Below are 18,266 nucleotides of genomic sequence, written 5' to 3'. Positions count from 1 at the left end.
CTTAGCGGGCCCCCCAGCCGCGGTGCGCTTCGGGGCCGTGCGGGCTCCAGCCGTTCAGGTACGGCGCCAGCTCCTCGGGCTTCGGTTCGCGAGCGGTGGGCATGGCGGGTAGACGAGTCAGTGGGTCGAGGCTCTGAACGTAACGGCGCGCCCAGGTCAGCCAGCGTTGTGCCGAGTCCACCGCCGTCTCATCTTGTCCAGACGGGTCTTCCAGTCGGCGCTCCAGGGCGTCGCAGTACGCGCTCAGGTCCGCCGCTTCCTGCCACTGGCAGGTCTGCGCGCGGAGCACCTCGGCATATTGCTCCTGGGCGGCCAGCTCCTTCGCCTTTTCCATGGCCGCCCGCCAGCGGACCTCGCGCTCGGCCTTCGCCCGCTCCTCGTCCGCCTTGCGCTGCGCGTCCTCTAGGGCGCGGGTCTCGATCTCCCGGAGAATGGCTCCCAGGATGTCCTCCAGCACCCAGCGCTTGCGGTCGGCCCAGCGGGACTGCCTGCTGGATCGGCTGTAGCCGAGTTCGATCACGAGGCTCTTCGAGCGCTCTGGGTCGGTGGATTGGGGAGACTCCTGCTGGATGGTGACGGTGTAGGTGAAGCCGTCCACGACCAGGTCCAGTTCGCCCTCACGGAGGGAGTAGCTGGAGGGGTGGTGCCGCCCGTCGTACGTGGTGTAGGCACGGCTGCGCCGGCGGGAGGGGACTTCATGCTCCGCTACCTTGTGACCTCGGCGTACTGCCTCGGCAGCGAGGCCCTGGAGCAGGAGCAACGATCGGCGGCGCAGTGGGGCGGGCATGACGAGTCGGCCCTCGTCGTCTCTCAGGGCGGCCACGACCGGATGTGGAGAGCGCAACTGAGTGGGTACGTGGACGGGCGGCGCCTCGTCCGGTCTCTGTCGCAGCGAGTTGGGGTGTGGCCCCTCGACCAGAGAGATCTGCAGGTCGCGATTCCACATACGGAGACTTTCGATGCGCTTGCCCTCAGGGATGAGTCTGTGGCGCTTCGCGTAGTCGATCACGCGTCGCCACTCCGTCACCGTGGCGTCGTCGGGCTTGGTGAAGGTGGCCCGCCTGTCCGTAACGAGTCGTTCGATGAGCTCCTTCGCCTTGGCCCGACGGGCGAGTGCCACTGGCCTGTCGGCGTAGGACGCGGAGCGGGTGCCGCCTGTCGCCTTCCCCTTGGCGGTCTTCTCTTCCCCGGCGTGCGCGGGATCGTCCGGGTGGTGGCCGTGCTGGATGTAGAAGGTGCCTGCCTCGGTGACCTGGGCTTCCACCTCACCCCCGCTGCGCTTGATCGTCACCAGCCCTCGGTCGCGCAGCGCGTAGGCGGTACGGAACTCACCGGGGTCCCAGGGCTCCTCGGACTCCTTGCCGCTCGCGAGCCGGTCGAGCAGGGCGAGCTGTCGTTCATTCAGTGGAGACCAGCGATGCATGGAAACAGCTCACCCCGGAGCCGAGCCAGGGGCAATGACTCGTACGGGTGGTCGCTTCTTCAAGCCCGGAGAGGGCGACTACCGGCGCCCGACGGGCAGGGGAGCCATTGAGCTCATGGAGCTTGACGGCAGCGGTCATCCGCCGCCGAGAATCGGCACGTGATGATTCGACACATGGTGGGGGAGGAGCTTCCCCGGGCGGAGTGGCTGGCAGCGGATCAGTGGGCGGCGATCACGGACGCACACCAGAGGCTGGTTCGCGCAGTTAACGAGGACGATCGGCCTTTGATCGTTGGTTCGGCCAAGGAGCTAGTGGAGTCCGTTGCGAGAGCCACGCTCGTTGCCCATGGCCAAGTGGTGGGTGACAACACCTCCTACGACACGGTCTTGTCTCAGGCGCACAGCGCTATCGAGCATGCGGCAGGACCAGGCATCGCCGCGAACCCCTTGCTGCGGAAGGTTCCGAGTCTGGCGAAGAAGCTGGCTGCAGAACTTCGAGAGCTTCGGAATCAGTATGGAACTGGGCATGGGCGGGCGGTCGTACACAACGTCACTGATGAAGTGGTCGAGGTTGTCGTGCATGGCGCCCTCATGTGGACTCGATGGGCTTTGGAACGGCTGCAGACCGTCCTACTTGGGGCAGTTGAGCCGCTAGTGCGGGCTCTGCATGAGGATCTTTTCTACGGCGGAGATCTCGCTGGGCGCCTGAGGGCTGCCAATATCCCAGACCTTGTGGAGCACGATCAACGACGCTTGGGCCTCGCAGTCGGGCAACGAGCTGCTCGAAGCACCTTCAACGTTCGCATTGAAGGCGTGGAAGCATGCTCCGTAGACCCAACCCGGTGGCCTGACGCCTACCGCGCTGGCGTTGTGGAAGGGCTGTTCCTCAACGAGGATGGCCAAGTCGCGACAGATCCTGACTTCAGTGTGACCTGCGCGACAGAGGTGGTGAAGTACCACAGCAGTCCCGATGAGGTACTTGGGCGCCTGCGTGAGTTGCTTGGTACAGCGTCATGGTCGGTGGAGTTCCAGGAGACGCATGCCAGGACGGTCGCCAAAATGCGGGAGGAGTCATCCCGTGCCTCAGATGGGTTCGCAGCTATCTGGGACGCAGTAGCTGCCGACCTCGAAGCTCTTGCTCCTCATGGTGTGACTTGATCGCGGAGGCACAAGGACGCTGGGGGTGGTAGCCCCCCGGCGTACCTGGTGACGAGTTGCGTGAGCGCTGCGTGAGCGGACTGGGTGGCACTAGGGTGGATCCAGCGACATGGTGATCACGGTCGGATGTCTCTGGCCTGGGAAAACGGGATTCTGCGGCGTCGTCCGGCACTACCCGGGATGATCTTGCGGGCCCTCGTAATGCGTAGGTCTCGGGTTCGAATCCCGAAGGCGGCTCGGATTAGCCCCAGGACTCACTCGCCGTGACCTGGGGCTTTTTCATGTCCTTTGGTCTGGCGGGGCCCGAGCATGATGATCGTCACGCCTCATGAGTGGCCGACGTGAGGCCCTCCTGCTCGCGAAGGTCGGAGGGTCGGGCGATGGCCAAGGGAGGCTGCCGCCGCTTGCCTTCCTGCTGACCTGGGTCGGCGGGGTGACGCCCTACAGCTGCTCCGAACGTCGTGGTGGGTGTCCGTGATCGCGACGCTGCGTCATTGGTAGCCAGGAGCCCGACAGTCCAGCGGGTTGGGTGGATTCGGTGACACCGGCGCGACAGTCGACCCGGGAACCTGGCCGCCCACTTCACATGCGTGGGCGATCGCTGCACCGCGGCCCCGAGACGCCCGCTCAGCATGCTGCTGTGCGGTTATGGAACCCGAAAACTCTCAATACAAACATTCCTTACACGATTGGATGATCCGGTCCTGGAAGGGTCGTTGACATTCTTCCTCGTCCGTCATGCTCGAGAGTCGGAGTCGGTAAGGATCGGGGTTCGAGTCATGGTGGATGTCTTCGACCGAATTGAATGGGACGTTCGGAAGATCTTTAGGGAAGATCCGGTCTGTGTCCACGTGGGAGATGTAGAGCAGTGTGATATCAAGCGTCATCCCACTTACTCCAAGTTCCGCGCCGATGCGCTAGCGGCGGGAGTGCGGTCGGCTCCCAGTTCCCGTCTGTGGGAATCCATGATCGCCATGGGGAGGTTGTGCGACCTGGATGGTGGCGACACCTGGCGATTAGTCATCCTTGACTGCATCATTCCATGTTTCCGTTCGCTGTCGACGAGAATCGCCCGCGACTTCCGAGTCGATCGCGAGGAAATCCGGTCGGCTATGGTGGCCACCGCGTTGGAGGTATGGAGAGACACTGCCATGGGCGTTCCTCCGCGTCATGTCAGGGATCGGATGGTGAAGGCAGCCTTCGACGTGGCCTTCCGGCGAGGAAATGCTGATTCATCGGAGTACTCGATGGGTGACATCGAAATATTCCTCAGTTCGGAAATCTCAACCCAAGAGACCGAATTGAAGGCGTCGTCTATTGTTGATGTAGGCAGTGTCCGTGATGTGAATGTCGCAGAACGGATCAGGGGTGAGCGACTCGGGGCTCTGCTTGAGAGGCAGGGGTGCTTCAATGCTGCGCGTAGCTTCCACGGTGAACTGCGTGCCGGCCGCCGTTCGGGTTCTATCAACCAGGCGCTGAAGGCGGGGCTGCCCCGCTCCTGGATTTCCGACTCGAACCTCTACTACTACGCTTCAGACCTCTATCCGTCTTTCGTAGGGCTCCGCGAAGCCGCAGTGGTGATGGGGATCGCCGAATCTGCAGCGCACCGACTTATCAGGGCAGGACAGTTCCCTTTCCCCGTGGCAAGGGCAGGGTGGAGCTACAAGGTATCCGTCAGGGCCCTCATGCACTTCAAGGGAATTCCAGATGCCATCGTCCATGTCGACGACATTGAGAACGGCGCCCTCCACGCGAGCGGCGGCGTACGGTAAGGCACGCTGCCCTCATCCGGATGCTTCGCTCTTCCGGTTCAGCGGCGTCCCAGGACGGGTGCCTACCCGATGACTGGCCCGCACTGCCGACGCCCCCGACTGGGTTCGCGGTCGACCCGGATATGGCGGGCCAACCGGTGGGGTTGAAGCTCGGGGTTGAAACTGGAGCCACTCTTCACCAGACTGCACGACCTTCTCACCCGCGACCGTCGGCCCGCCCGCCCCAACGGCCCGCGGGTGTTGTGGTCTTCGAAGGCCACAACACCCCGGTTGTGGCGATCTTCTGCAAGCCGATGTTCTTCGGCTCCGCCTCGGTGAGCGCCGACGCCTACGCAGAGGCCGTCCGCAGAGCCGGCACCTCGGTTAACGCCACCACCAGCTCCGGGCGCGCCAACCTTTCCCCACCGTGCCCGCCCACTGGCTGATGTTCCAGCCTTAGTTGGAGGCCGAAGCCACCGCACGCCGGCTCGCTGCCCGAGATCGGGGGAACGAAGCTGCGCGCCGCCGCGCTCGCCCCTGGGGCGTGAGAAGTGTGCGGGGGTTGGGGGTGGGGTCCCTGGGGCTCCTTGGGGGTGGGGTGCGGACAATGGCTTCGTTGCTTGGGGTTGGAGCTTTAGGAGAGTTACGTGGACGGTCAGTCAGTGCAGGGCGTCGCAGCGGAGGTTGGCGGCGGGGTTGTGGTGCGGGTTGCTGGGGAGGGGGACGTCGAGGCTGCGGCCGCGTTGTTCCGGGGGTACCTCGATTTTTATGAGGTGGACGTCCAGGACCCCGATGCGCCGCGGGCCTTCCTCGCCGAGCGCATCGCCAAGGACGAGTCGCTCGTGCTGCTCGCCGACGTGCCGGGGGTCGGGACGGTGGGGTTCGCGCAGGTGTATCGGGCGTTTTCCTCGCTGAGTCTGCGGACTGCCTGGATTCTCAACGACCTGTACGTGGCGCCGACGGGCCGGCGTACCGGTGCCGGGCGGGCGCTGTTGCGTGAGGTGCTGCGGCGGGCGCGTGAGGCCGGGGTGGTCGGGGTCCAGTTGGAGACGGCGTACGACAACACCGTCGCGCAGGGGCTGTACGAGGCGGAGGGCTTCGTCCGCGAGGAGTTCCACGTGTACTTCCACGACCTGGGGTGAAACATTTCCTCGCCGCCGACGCGTCTAGAGGGTGGGACGGACGCGAGGGGGAGCGAATGCGGCAGGGTCGCAGAGACGGGTTCCGTGAGTTCGCGGCGGGCAGGTCCGGTCATCTGTACCGGTCGGCCTGTCTGCTGGCGAGCGGGGACACCCATCTCGCGGAGGACTTGGTACAGGAGACCCTGGGGCGGATGTACCTGCTCTGGGGGCGGATCTCCCGTATCGACAATCCGGCGGCGTACGCGCAGACCGTGCTCGTACGGGCCTTCCTCACGCACCAGCGGCGCCGGTCGTCGAAGGAGCGCCCGGTCGGGGAGTTCCCCGAGTCGGGCGCCTCGGCGGCCGGCGGTACCGATCCGGTGCTGCGGCTGACGCTGCTGGAGGCGCTGGGGCGGTTGGCGCCCAAGGACCGGGCGGTGCTGGTGCTCCGTTACTGGGAGGACCGCAGCGTCGAGGAGACCGCCGACGCGATGAACGTCAGCTCGGCGGCCGTCCGGACCCGGACCTCGCGGGCGCTGGCGCGGCTGCGGGACCAGCTGGGGGGCAGTCTCGCGGAGTTCGCGGATCACTAGGCCGGCCAGTTGAGCTGAGCCGAGCTGAGCCGAGCCGAGCCGGTGCCCGGCCCAGTGGATGTGCTCCGTCCCTGATTCATTCCACCCTTTAAGCGGAAGGTCTGATTCCTCATGCCCCTTGAAGATGAGCTCCGAGAAGCCCTCGGGCGTGCGGGGGACGGTTTCACGCCCGACCGGCAAGCCCTCACCGACGCCGGCGAGCGGCGCGGCCGGCAGCTGGTGGCGCGCCGCCGGGCCGCCGTGATCGGCGGATCCGCGCTGGCCCTGGCCCTGATCGGGACGGCGAGCGCCTACACCGGCGGCCTGCTCGGCGGCTCCGGCTCCGGCTCCGACGGGTCGGGCTCCGTCGACGTCGCCGCGCCGCCGACCACGTCGAGCGGCCGGCCCGAAGGGAGCGCCGGGCCGAAGACGCCGGGCGTGGGGACGGGCGCGGTCAGCGCAGCGCAGATGATCGCCCTGTTCAAGGAGCTGCTGCCCGGCGGGCAGCTGACCGGCGCCGAGGCGCGCGGCAGCGACGACTCCCCCTACGTGTCCGCCGTCTACGACGACGGCGCGGGCAAGGCGGCGATCAGCCTCGCCCTCTCCCGGGTGGACCCGAACGGCACCAGCGCCCGTGAGCTGACCCAGTGCGGGGACAAGAGCGTCCAGGACTACGACGACTGCCTGAGCGAGCAGCTGCCCGACGGCTCCCGGATCCTGCTCCACAAGGGGTACGAGTACCCGGACCGCCGGGTGGACACCAAGCTCTGGCGGGCGGTGCTCGTGACCCCGCAGGGCTTCCAGATCGACGCCTCCGAGTGGAACGCGCCCGCCGAGAAGGGTGCGGCCATCTCCCGGCCGAACCCGCCCCTGTCGACGGCGCAGTTGAAGGCCTTGGTGACCTCGGAGAAGTGGCATCCGGCGCTGAAGGACCTGCCGGCGGCACCCCAGGAGCGGGCGCCCCAGGCTCCGCCGAGCGGTCCGGAGGCCGGGCCGATCCTGCAGTCCCTGCTGGCGAAGATGGGCATCCCGGTCGTCTCCCAGGGCGATCAGGGCGCTCAGAGCGATTACGCGTACGCCGTGCTCGACGACGGCAAGGGCAAGTCGATGGTCCAGGTCAACGCACAGCCGAACATGGCGAAGACGCTGGGCGCTCACATACAGGGCCCCGACGTGACCACGCTGCCGGACGGCACCAAGGTGAAGATGGAGCAGAAGCCGGGCGAGAAGGGTGGCGCCGGGGTGGTCTGGTGGACCGTGGACACCCTGCGCCCGGACGGCTTCCGCGTGGTGGTCTCCGCCTTCAACACGAGCGACCAGAACAAGCCCGCCACGCGCAAGACCCCGCTGCTGACCATGGATCAGCTGAAGGAGATCGCGCTGAGCCCGCAGTGGAACACCCTTTAGGGGTCACTTGGCGTCCGCGTAGCACTCCACGACCGCCGTGGTGAACGGGAACCGGACCGGGGTGTCGCCGAAGGCGATCCGGCCGGCCCGGTCGCCGGCGGCGCGGATCGCCTCCACGACGGCCTCGGCCTCCTCGGCCGGGCAGTGCACGATCACCTCGTCGTGCTGGAAGAACACCAGCTCGGCGCGCATCCCGGCGGTGGCCTGCCGCAGGGCCGCGAGCAGCAGCAGGGCCCAGTCGGCGGCGCTGCCCTGCACGACGAAGTTACGGGTGAAGCGGCCGCGGGCCCGGGTGTTGGTGGAGGCGTAGCTCGGGGTCCAGGCGTCGTCCCGGTCCTGGGGGAGTCCGGCCTCGCCGCCGCCCGCGTCGCTGCCGCCGTCGTCGCCCGCGGTGACGCCCTCGCCGGAGTCCTCGTCGCCGGAGCCGGCGGGTGGGGGGCAGGTGCGGCCGAGCCAGGTCCGTACGAGCCGGCCCTCCTCGCCGGCCTTGGCGGCGTCGTCCACATACGCCACGGCTTGGGGGAAGCGCCGGCGCAGCGCGGCCAGGTTCTTCAGGCCGTCCCCGGAGGTCTGGCCGTAGACGGCGCCGAGGACGGCGATCTTGGCCTTGTCGCGGTCGCCGGAGAAACCCTGGCGGGAGACGGCGGTGTAGAGGTCTTCGGGCCGCCCGGCCACCTCCATGAAGGCGGGGTCGCGGGAGATCGCGGCGAGCACGCGCGGTTCCATCTGATCGGCGTCCGCGACGACGAGCCGCCAGCCCGGGTCCGCGACGACGGCCCGGCGGATCACCTTGGGGATCTGCAGGGCCCCTCCGCCGTTGGTGACCCAGCGGCCGGTGAGGGTGCCGCCGGGGATGAACTCCGGGCGGAAGCGGCCGTCGTGGACCCAGTCCGCGAGCCAGGCCCAGCCGTGGGCGGTGTAGATCCGGTACAGCTTCTTGTACGCGAGGAGGGGCTCGACGGCGGGGTGGTCGAGCTCCTGGATCTCCCAGCGGCGGGTGGACTTGAGCTTGATGCCGGCCTCGGCGAAGGCCTTGATGACGTCGGCGGGCAGGTCGGGGCGTACGCGTCTGCCGAAGGCGGCCGAGATCTGGTCCGCGAGCTCGGCGAGGCGCCGGGGCTCGCCGCCGCCCGCGTACCGCTCGCCGAGCAGTTCCGTCAGCAGGGCGCGGTGTACGTCGGCCCGCCAGGGCAGGCCCGCGCGGTTCATCTCGGCGGCGATGAGGAAGGCCGCGGACTCGGCGGCGATGAGCAGCCGCATCCGGTCGGGGTGGGCGGTGGCGGCGATCCGTTTCGCCTGGTCGGCGTGGACGGCGAGCAGGGCGTCCAGGGGTACGGGGGTGGGCTGCGGGTCGAAGAGGGAGTCCTGGGTCCGGTGCGGGGCGGCGCGGGGGCCGCGGGGGCGGGGGTCGGGCGGTACGGGGGCGTGGGTGAGGCGGGCCCAGGCGGCGGCGGCCGAGCGGGGTTCGCCGAAGCGGCCTTCGTGGGCGAGGAGGAGGAGTTCGGCGGCTTCGATGTCGTGGCAGCGGTCTACGGGGGCGGTGGCCGTGGCGCTGGCGCTGGCGGCCGCGAGCAGGCGGGGGTACACCGCGGCGGTGGATCGCCAGATCCAGCGGGTGCCGGGCGGGGCGGCGGCGATCGCCTCGGCGGGGTCGCGGACGCGGAGCCGGGCTCCGTCGGCGGGGTTCACTGGGGCGGCGTGCCACCAGCCGTCGCCGTCTTCGGCGAGGGCCCAGCGTCCGGGTGTTTCGCTCACGGGTGCGAGTGTCCCACCGGGGTCTGACAGAGCCGGGGTGCCGGGCCGGTGCCGTTCGCTGCGCGGTGCGGTGCGGCGCCGTTGCCGGGGGCGCCGCCCCCGGGCCCCCGCGCCTCAAACGCCGGCGGGGCTGGATGGTGCGGCGGCGCTGGAGGGTGCGGCGGGGCTGGATGGTGCGGCGGGGCTGGATGGTGTGGGCGGGCCGCCGTGTCGGGTCAGGGTGCGTCCCCTGCTGTGCCGGGCCGGGGGATGGGGACCGAGCTCGGCCGCAGTCTGACCGGCCTGGTCGAGGCGCTCGCGCACCGCCCGCACATCGAGGCCGCCCGCCGGGAAGGGGACGCGAAGGCGGACATGCCAAGCTGATGGGTGTGAGAGACCTAGCCGAGACCGTCGACCGAGCTTTCGCCGCCGCCCTCTACGCCCAGGACGACGCCGGGCTGGACACCGGGGCCTCGTTGCTCGTCGCCGAGCAGGGGCGCTGGGCCGGGGTCGGGCGGGAGCTGCTGGCGCGCGGGGAGGCGTACGTACGGCAGGGCTGGGAGCGGGGCTGGCAGCCGGCCGACGTGCTGCGGCTCGTGCGCCGGGACCTCGACGAGCGGCACGTGCGGATCACCGGGGACCTGATCGCGGCCGAGGCGCGCCGCTACGCCCGGCTGCCCGAGCGGTGGCACGACACCGAGGTCTGGTGGACGGGCGACGACGCGTACGCCGAGCAGCTCGCGCAGCGCGAGAGGGCGGACCGGTTCACCCTGGCGACCGCCTTCCTGGAGGTTCTGCGGCTGCTGATCCGGCTGCCCTCGATCGAGCCGGTGGGTCCGCTTCCCGGCGACCCGGTCGACGCCCTCGCCGAGCACGCCCACATCGAGCCGCGCATGCTCGGCCGGATCCGGGCCCTGCTCGCCAAGGCCGAGGCGACCACCTTCCCGGAGGAGGCGGAGGCGCTCAGCGCCAAGGCCCAGGAGCTGATGGCCCGGCACACCGTCGACGAGGCGGTGCTCGTGGCCAGCGGCAAGGGGCCGGCCCAGGTCCCCGCCGCCTGCCGGATCGGGGTCGAGCCGCCGTACGAGGAGGCCAAGGCGGTGCTGCTCGACGCGGTGGCCACGGCCAACCGCTGCCGGGCGGTGTGGAACAGCGGGTTCGAGTTCTCCACGGTGGTCGGCTTCGAGAGCGACCTGGAGGCGGTGGAGCTGCTGTACACCTCGCTCCTCGTACAGGGCACGGCGGCGATGACCCGGGCCGAGGCCGCCCAGCGTTCGGGCGGGCGCAAGCGGACGAAGACCTTCAGGCAGTCCTTCCTCCTCGCCTACGCCAGCCGGCTCGGCCAGCGGCTCGCCGAGACGGCCGAGCACGCGGCCACGCAGGCCCCCGACAACCTGCCGGCCCTGGTGGCCCGCGACGTGGCGGTCACCTCCCGGGCGGAGGAGATGTTCCCCAGGACCACGACGACCCGCCTGCGCGGCGCCACCGACCACGCGGGCTGGGAGGACGGCACGGCGGCCGCCGACCGCGCGCACGTGGGGCGCGGGCGGAAGTCCCTGCCCTGAGGCGATTTCCCGCGCCCGACCTGCAACCGAACACCACCGTCAAGGCGACTAGAACAAAGACGTGGGTGTTCCGCCTTTCGGGCGGTCCGGGTGGACCTGTCTGTGATCAACGCACCACCCCGCGTGCACGTGCATCTGCCCGTGCAGCAGCAAGTGAACACAGCTATGATCCGGTGGAGTTGACATCTGCACTATCGGGGGCTTCCTGTGGACCACGCGTACAACGGGATGGCAGGTGCCGAGCTCGCTTCCTTGTATGAGCTGACGTGGCAGAAGAGCAGACACAGCAACTCGCAGGGTTCCTGCGTGGAGTTCGCCAAGCTGCCGGGGGGCGAGGTGGCGATGCGCAATTCGCGCTTCCCCGACGGACCGGCGCTCGTCTACACGCCGGCCGAGATAGAGGCCCTGCTCCTGGGCGTCAAGGACGGCGAGTTCGATCACTTGATCGGCTGAGGGAACAGCGCATCCATCAAGCCATGCACGTGCACTGGCCGGGACTGATCGCAATGATCGGTCCCGGCCAGTCGTCGTGGTGCGTCGCTCCGAGTGCGTTCCGTGCTCCGGCCCCCGCCCCCGCCGCGGTTCAGTCCTGGAGCAGGAACAGCGCCCAGACCACCTTCCCGGTCAGCCGCCCCGCGAGCGGGTGCCAGCCCCAGCTGTCGCTGTAGGAGTCCACCAGGAAGAGCCCGCGGCCGGACTCCAGGTCGATGTTCTCCTCGGTGCGCTCCGGGGAGAACGCCCCGCCGGGCCGGTCCTCGCTCGGGTCGCGCACCGCGCACACCAGCCGGGTGCTCCACCGCATCAGGTGCAGCCGTACCGACGGCTCCGACTCGGCGTCCGCGCCCCGCGCGTCGTCCGGCAGGGCGTGGCGCAGCGCGTTGGTGACGAGTTCGGAGACGACCAGGGCCACGTCGTCGAAGCGGTCGTCGAGACCCCACTGGGACAGGGTCGACCGGCAGAAGGAGCGCGCTCCCCGCACCGCCTCGTAACGGGCGGGCAGGGCGCATGAGGCGGACCCGGAGACGGCCGTGGGGTCGACCGGGGGCAGCCCCTGCCGTAACGGCTCGAGCATGGTCGATCCATTCGTCCCCATGCGAGGCACTCCCGGGATTCGCGGGCGGAGCGGTCAACTCCGTCCAGAAAGAACTGCGGGGTGGTCCGGCTCCGGCGCTAAGAGCACGCAGGTGCGCGGGGACCATCGTTCCGAATGGCGGAGCCGGATGCAAGGGCAGATGCACGTGCACGCGCCGGACCTGTCCGCTCCCGTGACGGTTCTTGCTCATTTCTTCCTACGCATCCCTGCGCACTTCTTTTCCCGGAGGCCGGATTCCGTTACAGAACGAGTACGGGCCGATGCGTTTTGGTGGCAGACTGCGGCCTCTGGGTACGGACTTCCCCCACCGGGGAGCCGTGCCGGAGGCTACGGGGGAGCACACGCGCACGCCACGCGCACATCCACGCGATGGGGAGGGCAGTACTAGTGACCGCAGAGGCAAGCGGTTCTGTGGTGCGCCGCATCCTGCTGGGCTCCCAGCTCAGGCGACTCCGAGAATCCCGCGGCATCACCCGTGAGGCGGCCGGCTACTCGATCCGCGCATCCGAATCGAAGATCAGCCGCTTGGAGTTGGGAAGGGTGAGCTTCAAGGCCAGAGACGTCGAGGACCTCCTCACGCTCTACGGAGTCACGGACAGCACCGAGCGCGAGTCGCTCCTGGGGCTGGTCCGCGAGGCCAACGCGACGGGCTGGTGGCACAGTTACGGCGACGTGCTGCCCGGCTGGTTCCAGACGTACATCGGTCTGGAGGGCGCCGCGTCGCTCATCCGGATCTATGAAGTCCAGTTCGTCCACGGTCTGTTGCAGACCGAGGCCTACGCCCACGCCGTCGTCAGCCGCGGCATGCCCGGCGCCACCGCCGCCGAGATCGACCGCCGCGTGGCCCTGCGCCTGGAGCGGCAGAAGGTCCTCGTCTCCGAGAACGCCCCGGTCTTCCACGCCGTCCTCGACGAGGCCGCCCTGCGCCGCCCGTACGGCGACCGCGAGGTCATGCGTGGTCAGCTGGAGCACCTCATCGAGGTCTCCCAGCGGCCCAACGTGCAGCTCCAGGTGATGCCCTTCTCCTTCGGCGGCCACGCGGGCGAGAGCGGAGCCTTCACCCTGCTGCGCTTCCCCGAGTCCGACCTCCAGGACATCGTCTATCTGGAACAGCTCACCAGCGCCCTCTACCTGGACAAGGACGAGGAAGTGGGGCAGTACGGGCGGGCGATGGAGCGCCTCCAGGCCGACTGCCCTGACGCGGACAGGACCAGGGATCTTCTTCGTGGCCTGCTCCAACTGTCTTGATTCGCACGTAGTATGACGCCTGATCAGTGCATGACCGATCGGTCTCCGGTGCAGCGCACGGGTGCGCGCTCGCAGTAAGGGATGGCATGTCCATATTCAGCGACCTGGCTCACCAGTACATCGACGGCGAATGGCTGGCCGGCAACGGTTCGTGGGACATCATCGACGTGAACCCGTACAACGGGGAGAAGCTCGCGGCCATCACCGTGGCCACCGTCGAGCAGGTGGACCAGGCCTACCGCGGCGCCGAGCGCGCCCAGAGGGAATGGGCCGCCACCAGCCCCTACACGAGACGCGCGGTCCTGGAGCGCGCCCTGCGGATCACCGAGCTCCGCGAGAAGGAGATCATCGAGGCGATGATCGACGAGCTCGGCGGGACCCGTCCCAAGGCCGAGTACGAGGTCCACCTCGGCAAGGAGTTCCTCCGCGAGTCCATCCAGCTCGCCGTCCGGCCCGAGGGCCGGATCCTGGCCTCGCCGGTCGAGGGCAAGGAGAACCGGGTCCAGCGCCTGCCCGTGGGCGTGGTCACCGTGATCAGCCCCTTCAACTTCCCCTTCCTGGTCACCCTGAAGTCGGTCGCCCCCGCCCTGGCGCTGGGCAACGCGGTCGTGATCAAGCCGAACCAGAACGCGCCCGTGGTCGGCGGCGGCGTCATCGCCAAGATCTTCGAGGACGCCGGACTGCCCGCCGGTCTGCTGAACGTCCTCGTCACCGACATCGCCGAGATAGGCGACGCGCTCCTGACCCACCCCGTCCCCAAGGTCATCTCCTTCGCGGGATCGGACCGGGTCGGCCGGCACGTCGGGGCCGTCGCCGCGCGCCACTTCAAGCGCACGGTCCTGGAGCTCAGCGGCAACAGCGCGCTCGTCGTCCTCGACGACGCCGACCTGGACTACGCGGTGGAGGCGGCCGTCTTCAGCCGCTTCGTCTACCAGGGCCAGGTCTGCATGGCCGCCAACCGGATCCTGGTCGACGCCTCCGTCGCCGAGGAGTTCACGGAGAAGTTCACCGCCCGCGTGCGCGGCCTGAGGACGGGCGACCCGCACGACGCCGACACCCACATCGGCCCGCTGATCAACTCCTTCCAGGCCGACGCCCTGACCGCGCTCGTGGACCGGGCCATGGAAGAGGGCGCGCAGGCGCTCGTACGGGGCTCTACGCGCGGCAACCTCGTCGAGCCGACCGTCCTGGCCGGCCTCCCGGAGGACTCCCCGCTGCTGGGTCAGGAGATCTTCGGCCCGGTGGCCCTGCTGGTGGTCTTCGACGGCGAGGACGAGGCCGTACGGCTGACCAACGCGACCCCGTACGGGCTGAGCGGCGCCGTGCACACCCGGGACGTGGAGCGGGGCGTGCGCTTCGCCCAGCGGATCGAGACGGGCATGATCCACGTCAACGACTCCACGATCGGGGACGAGCCCCTGGCCGCTTTCGGCGGCGAGAAGGCCTCCGGCCTGGGCCGTCTGAACGGCGAGGCCACGGTCGACGCCTTCACCACCCAGAAGTGGATCTCGGTGCAGCACGGGCGGACCCACTTCCCGTTCTAGACTCAGCCGGGCGTACGGCATGCGTCCGGGGGAGAGCAAGTTGAGCAACATACCGGAGACCGGCCGGACCCCTCGGGTCCAGAACCGGCTCGTCGTCATCCAGATCGTGGTCTTCTCGCTGCTGCTCACCCTGGGCGGACGCCTCTGGTACCTCCAGATACGCAATGGCCAGGAGTACACCGACGAGGCGAAGAACAACCACGTCCAGCAGGTCGTCCAGCCCGCCGTGCGCGGCTCGATCCTCGACGCGCGCGGGGTCCCGCTGGCCGACAACGCGACCCACCTCGTGGTCTCCGCCAGCCGTACCGAGCTGCTCACGATGAAGGACAAGGGCCGGTCCGTCCTGACCCGCCTCGCCGAGGTGCTGGGCATGGACGCCCAGGAGGTCATCGACAAGGTCCGGCTCTGCGACGCCAAGACCAAGCAGCCCTGCTGGAACGGCTCCCCCTACCAGCCGATCCCGGTGAGTGACGAGGCCACCACCGAGCAGGCCCTGCAGATCCGCGAGCACCCCGAGGACTTCCCGGGCATCACGGCCGAGGCGACCGCCCTGCGCCGGTACGCGGCCCCGGACCAGGCCAACACCTCCCAGGTGCTGGGCTACCTCTCGCCGGTCACCGACGAGGAGATCGCCAAGGCCAAGAAGTCCGACTCCCCGTACCTGCGCTCCGACCAGGTCGGCCGCTCCGGCCTGGAGCGCACGTACGACAAGGAGCTGCGCGGAAAGGCCGGCATCACCCGCTACGAGGTGGACAACCTGGGCCGGGTCATCGGGCAGGGGCAGACGGACCCGGCGCAGCCCGGCTCGAACGTCGTGACCTCGATCGACTCCCGGGTGCAGGCGGTCGCCGAGCGCGAGCTGAACAACGCGATGGTCGAGGCCCGCAAGACGTACGACAAGAACACCCGCAGGAACTACGAGGCCGACTCGGGCGCCGTCGTGGTGATGGAGACCAAGACCGGCCGCGTCGTGGCGATGGCCTCGAACCCGACCTACGACCCGAACGCCTGGGTGGGCGGCATCTCCGCCAAGGACTACGCGGGGCTCACCGACAAGGAGTCGAACTATCCGCTCCTGAACCGGGCGATCCAGGCCCAGGCGGCGCCCGGCTCCATCTTCAAGGTGGTCACCTCCACTGCCGCGGTCAACGCCGGGTACCCGTTCAACAACCGCTACCCCTGCCCCAGCTCGTACTCGGTCGGCAACCAGACCTTCACGAACTTCGAGTCCCAGGGCCACGGCGACATCACCATCGGGCGGGCCCTGGAGGTCTCCTGCGACACCGTCTACTACTCCATCGCGGACCAGGAGTGGAAGAAGGACGGCGGGATCAACCCGAAGAAGCCCCCCAACGACTGGTTCTTCAAGACCGCCCACGAGTTCGGCCTGGGCAAGGCCACCGGCATCGACCTGCCCAACGAGGTCACCGGCCGGATCCCCGACCGCAAGTGGAAGCAGGACTTCTTCGAGGCGAACAAGGCCGCCTGGTGCCGCGACGGCAAGAAGAACGGCACCTTCGCCGAGAAGATCGCCTACGAGAACTGCCGCCAGGGCAACCAGCTGCGCGAGGGCGACGCGATCAACTACTCCATCGGGCAGGGCGACACCCTGGTCACCCCGGTCCAGATGGCCTCCGTCTACGCGGCCATCGCCAACGGCGGCACCCTCCACCAGCCCAGCGTCGGCAAGGCCATCGTCAGCGCCGACGGGACGTCCGTCCAGGAGATCGCGCCCAAGGTGCGGGGCAAGCTCCCGATGGACGAGAAGACCCGCGACGACATCGACGAGGCCCTCGCCGGCGTGGCCACCAACGGCAGCGCCGCCTGGCGCTTCGGCGGCTGGCCGCAGAAGCAGATCCCGATGCACGCCAAGACGGGCACGGCGGAGGTCCAGGGCAAGCAGACGACCTCGTGGTTCGCCTCGTACACCGAGGACTACGCGATCATCATGACGATCTCCCAGGGCGGCACCGGCTCCGGCGCCTCCGGACCGGCGGTCCGCAAGATCTACGAGGCGATGTACGGGCTCGACCCGACGGGGAAGCAGGACCTGTCCAAGGCCCTGCTCCCCCAGCCCGCCACCGCCCTGCCGGCGATCCGCCCGGATGGGGAGATCTCCGCCAACTGACGGCCGAAAAACAGATCGAGGACAGGATCTGACCGCAATGGTTTGTAGCGTGTGAGGTGTCAGGAAGAAGCCCCCGTCCGGGGGCAACACCCCACACGCATGAGGCGGTTGGTCATGGCCCAGATTTCCACCGAGGTTCCCGGCGACGAGCGCGGCACGCTCCTGTCCTTCGTCGAGGCCCAGCGCACGGCGATCCGCGAAAGCCTGCTCGGCCTGAGCGAGGAGCAGGCCGCGAGCCGCCCCAGCGCCAGCGAGCTGACCCTGTCCGGGGTGCTCAAGCACGTGGCGGAGGTCGAGCTGGCCTGGCTGCGTATGGCGCAGCAGCGGCCGAACGAGCGCCACCGTACGCAGGAGACCCGGGACGAGATGTTCCGCCTGGTCGAGAACGAGTCCGTCCCGGCGGTGCTGGCGTTCTGGGACGAGGTCCGCCAGGAGACGGAGGCCTTCATCGCCGCCGTCCCCAGCCTGGACGACACCTTCCCGCTGCCGCCGGCGCCCTGGTTCCCCAAGGACGGGAAGGTCTCGATGCGCTGGATGCTCCTGCACCTGGTGGAGGAGTTCGCCCGGCACGCCGGCCACGCGGACATCGTGCGCGAGTCCCTCGACGGCACCAAGGCGATGGGCTGACCCTCCGGCGGGGACTTGCACCTCACGCGGCGTGAGGGACCACAGTGAAGGGCGTACCCAACCAGAGGAGCGGAAGCGATGGGCTACTCCGTGGGCCAGGTCGCCGGATTCGCCGGAGTCACGGTGCGGACCCTGCACCACTACGACGAGATCGGCCTGCTCTCCCCGAGCGGCCGCAGCCACGCAGGTCACCGGCGGTACGACGACGCCGACCTGGACCGGCTGCAGCGGATCCTGTTCTACCGGGAGCTCGGCTTCCCCCTCGACGAGGTCGCGGTCCTGCTGGACGACCCGGAATCGGATCCGCGGGAGCATCTGCGCCGGCAGCACGCCCTGCTGACCGACCGGATCGCCCGGCTCCAGCAGATGGCCAAGGCCGTTGAGCACGCCATGGAGGCGAAGAAGATGGGCATCAACCTCACGCCCGAGGAGAGGTTCGAGGTCTTCGGGGACAACGACCCGGAGCAGTACGCGCAGGAGGTCGAGGAGCGCTGGGGCGCCACCGAGGCCTACGCGCAGTCCCAGCGCAGGACCGCGTCCTACACGAAGGACGACTGGAAGCGGATCCAGGACGAGGCCGCCGACTGGGGGGCCCGGTACACGGCCCTCCTGGAGGCGGGCGAGCCCGCGGACGGCGAGCGCGCGATGGACCTGGCCGAGGAGCACCGCCGGCACATCAGCACGTGGTTCTACGACTGCTCGTACGAGATCCACACGGGTCTCGGCGGGATGTACGTGTCGGACGAGCGGTTCAAGCAGCACTACGACGCGATGAAGCCGGGCTTCGCCGAGCACCTGCGGGACGCGATCCTCGCCAACGCGGTGCGCAAGGCGTAGGCGCGGCGCGAGCGGAAGGCCGCACACGGCCCCCGTCCGGTCCCTGGAACCGGGCGGG

Annotated in this window: 14 protein-coding genes and 1 pseudogene; 12 read left to right on the top strand and 3 right to left on the bottom strand. The window is 69.1% G+C overall.

Going from position 1 to position 18,266, the window contains the following annotated elements:
* Position 1 precedes the first annotated feature (1 nt).
* Positions 2–1,423, bottom strand: a complete 1,422-nt coding sequence (locus ACF059_RS18880) for a hypothetical protein (RefSeq protein ID WP_392058359.1) — start codon at positions 1,421–1,423, stop codon at positions 2–4.
* Positions 1,424–1,582: 159 nt separating this feature from the next.
* Between ACF059_RS18880 and ACF059_RS18875 the strand changes: the two genes are divergently transcribed.
* From ACF059_RS18875 to ACF059_RS18855, 5 genes are all read left to right on the top strand, one after another.
* A complete protein-coding gene (locus ACF059_RS18875; protein ID WP_392058356.1) occupies positions 1,583–2,581 on the top strand; it encodes a hypothetical protein in 999 nt (332 codons plus the stop codon).
* Between the two features lie 779 nt (positions 2,582–3,360).
* Positions 3,361–4,353, top strand: coding sequence for a hypothetical protein (locus ACF059_RS18870; RefSeq protein WP_392058353.1), 993 nt, complete (start codon positions 3,361–3,363; stop codon positions 4,351–4,353).
* Positions 4,354–4,979: 626 nt separating this feature from the next.
* A complete protein-coding gene (locus ACF059_RS18865) occupies positions 4,980–5,474 on the top strand; it encodes a GNAT family N-acetyltransferase (RefSeq protein WP_392058350.1) in 495 nt (164 codons plus the stop codon).
* 56 nt (positions 5,475–5,530) lie between these two features.
* Positions 5,531–6,046 (top strand): SigE family RNA polymerase sigma factor, encoded by a 516-nt coding sequence (locus ACF059_RS18860; protein ID WP_392058347.1) that lies wholly within the window; start codon positions 5,531–5,533, stop codon positions 6,044–6,046.
* Between the two features lie 111 nt (positions 6,047–6,157).
* On the top strand, positions 6,158–7,432 hold the full coding sequence (locus ACF059_RS18855; RefSeq protein WP_392058343.1) for a hypothetical protein: 1,275 nt from the start codon (positions 6,158–6,160) through the stop codon (positions 7,430–7,432).
* Between the two features lie 3 nt (positions 7,433–7,435).
* Here ACF059_RS18855 and ACF059_RS18850 read toward each other — a convergent pair whose 3' ends face one another.
* Complete coding sequence (locus ACF059_RS18850; protein ID WP_392058340.1) at positions 7,436–9,187, bottom strand: bifunctional 3'-5' exonuclease/DNA polymerase; 1,752 nt, start codon at positions 9,185–9,187, stop codon at positions 7,436–7,438.
* Between the two features lie 362 nt (positions 9,188–9,549).
* Between ACF059_RS18850 and ACF059_RS18845 the strand changes: the two genes are divergently transcribed.
* Together ACF059_RS18845 and ACF059_RS18840 are read left to right on the top strand one after the other, a co-directional pair.
* A complete protein-coding gene (locus ACF059_RS18845) occupies positions 9,550–10,731 on the top strand; it encodes a DUF2786 domain-containing protein (RefSeq protein WP_392058337.1) in 1,182 nt (393 codons plus the stop codon).
* Positions 10,732–10,938: 207 nt separating this feature from the next.
* Entirely contained in the window at positions 10,939–11,184 is a 246-nt protein-coding gene (locus ACF059_RS18840; RefSeq protein WP_361946608.1) for a DUF397 domain-containing protein, read from the top strand.
* Between the two features lie 130 nt (positions 11,185–11,314).
* Here the strand turns inward: ACF059_RS18840 and ACF059_RS18835 are convergent, their stop codons facing one another.
* Positions 11,315–11,824, bottom strand: coding sequence for an ATP-binding protein (locus ACF059_RS18835; RefSeq protein WP_360894994.1), 510 nt, complete (start codon positions 11,822–11,824; stop codon positions 11,315–11,317).
* Positions 11,825–12,211: 387 nt separating this feature from the next.
* Between ACF059_RS18835 and ACF059_RS18830 the strand changes: the two genes are divergently transcribed.
* From ACF059_RS18830 to ACF059_RS18810, 5 genes and pseudogenes are all read left to right on the top strand, one after another.
* On the top strand, positions 12,212–13,072 hold the full coding sequence (locus ACF059_RS18830; protein WP_392058334.1) for a helix-turn-helix domain-containing protein: 861 nt from the start codon (positions 12,212–12,214) through the stop codon (positions 13,070–13,072).
* Positions 13,073–13,158: 86 nt separating this feature from the next.
* Positions 13,159–14,616: an aldehyde dehydrogenase family protein gene (locus ACF059_RS18825; RefSeq protein WP_392058331.1), complete on the top strand. Its 1,458-nt coding sequence runs from the start codon at positions 13,159–13,161 to the stop codon at positions 14,614–14,616.
* A gap of 40 nt (positions 14,617–14,656) precedes the next feature.
* A pseudogene (gene mrdA / locus ACF059_RS18820) lies at positions 14,657–16,738 on the top strand (penicillin-binding protein 2); the annotation flags it as partial.
* A 120-nt stretch (positions 16,739–16,858) separates the two neighbouring features.
* Complete coding sequence (locus tag ACF059_RS18815) at positions 16,859–17,371, top strand: DinB family protein (protein ID WP_392058328.1); 513 nt, start codon at positions 16,859–16,861, stop codon at positions 17,369–17,371.
* Between the two features lie 78 nt (positions 17,372–17,449).
* On the top strand, positions 17,450–18,208 hold the full coding sequence (locus ACF059_RS18810) for a MerR family transcriptional regulator (protein WP_392058325.1): 759 nt from the start codon (positions 17,450–17,452) through the stop codon (positions 18,206–18,208).
* Positions 18,209–18,266: the final 58 nt, after the last annotated feature.

The organism is Streptomyces sp. NPDC016562, from assembly GCF_043076955.1.
In the GTDB taxonomy this organism is placed as follows: domain Bacteria; phylum Actinomycetota; class Actinomycetes; order Streptomycetales; family Streptomycetaceae; genus Streptomyces.
This window is presented reverse-complemented; position numbering and strand designations above follow the sequence as displayed.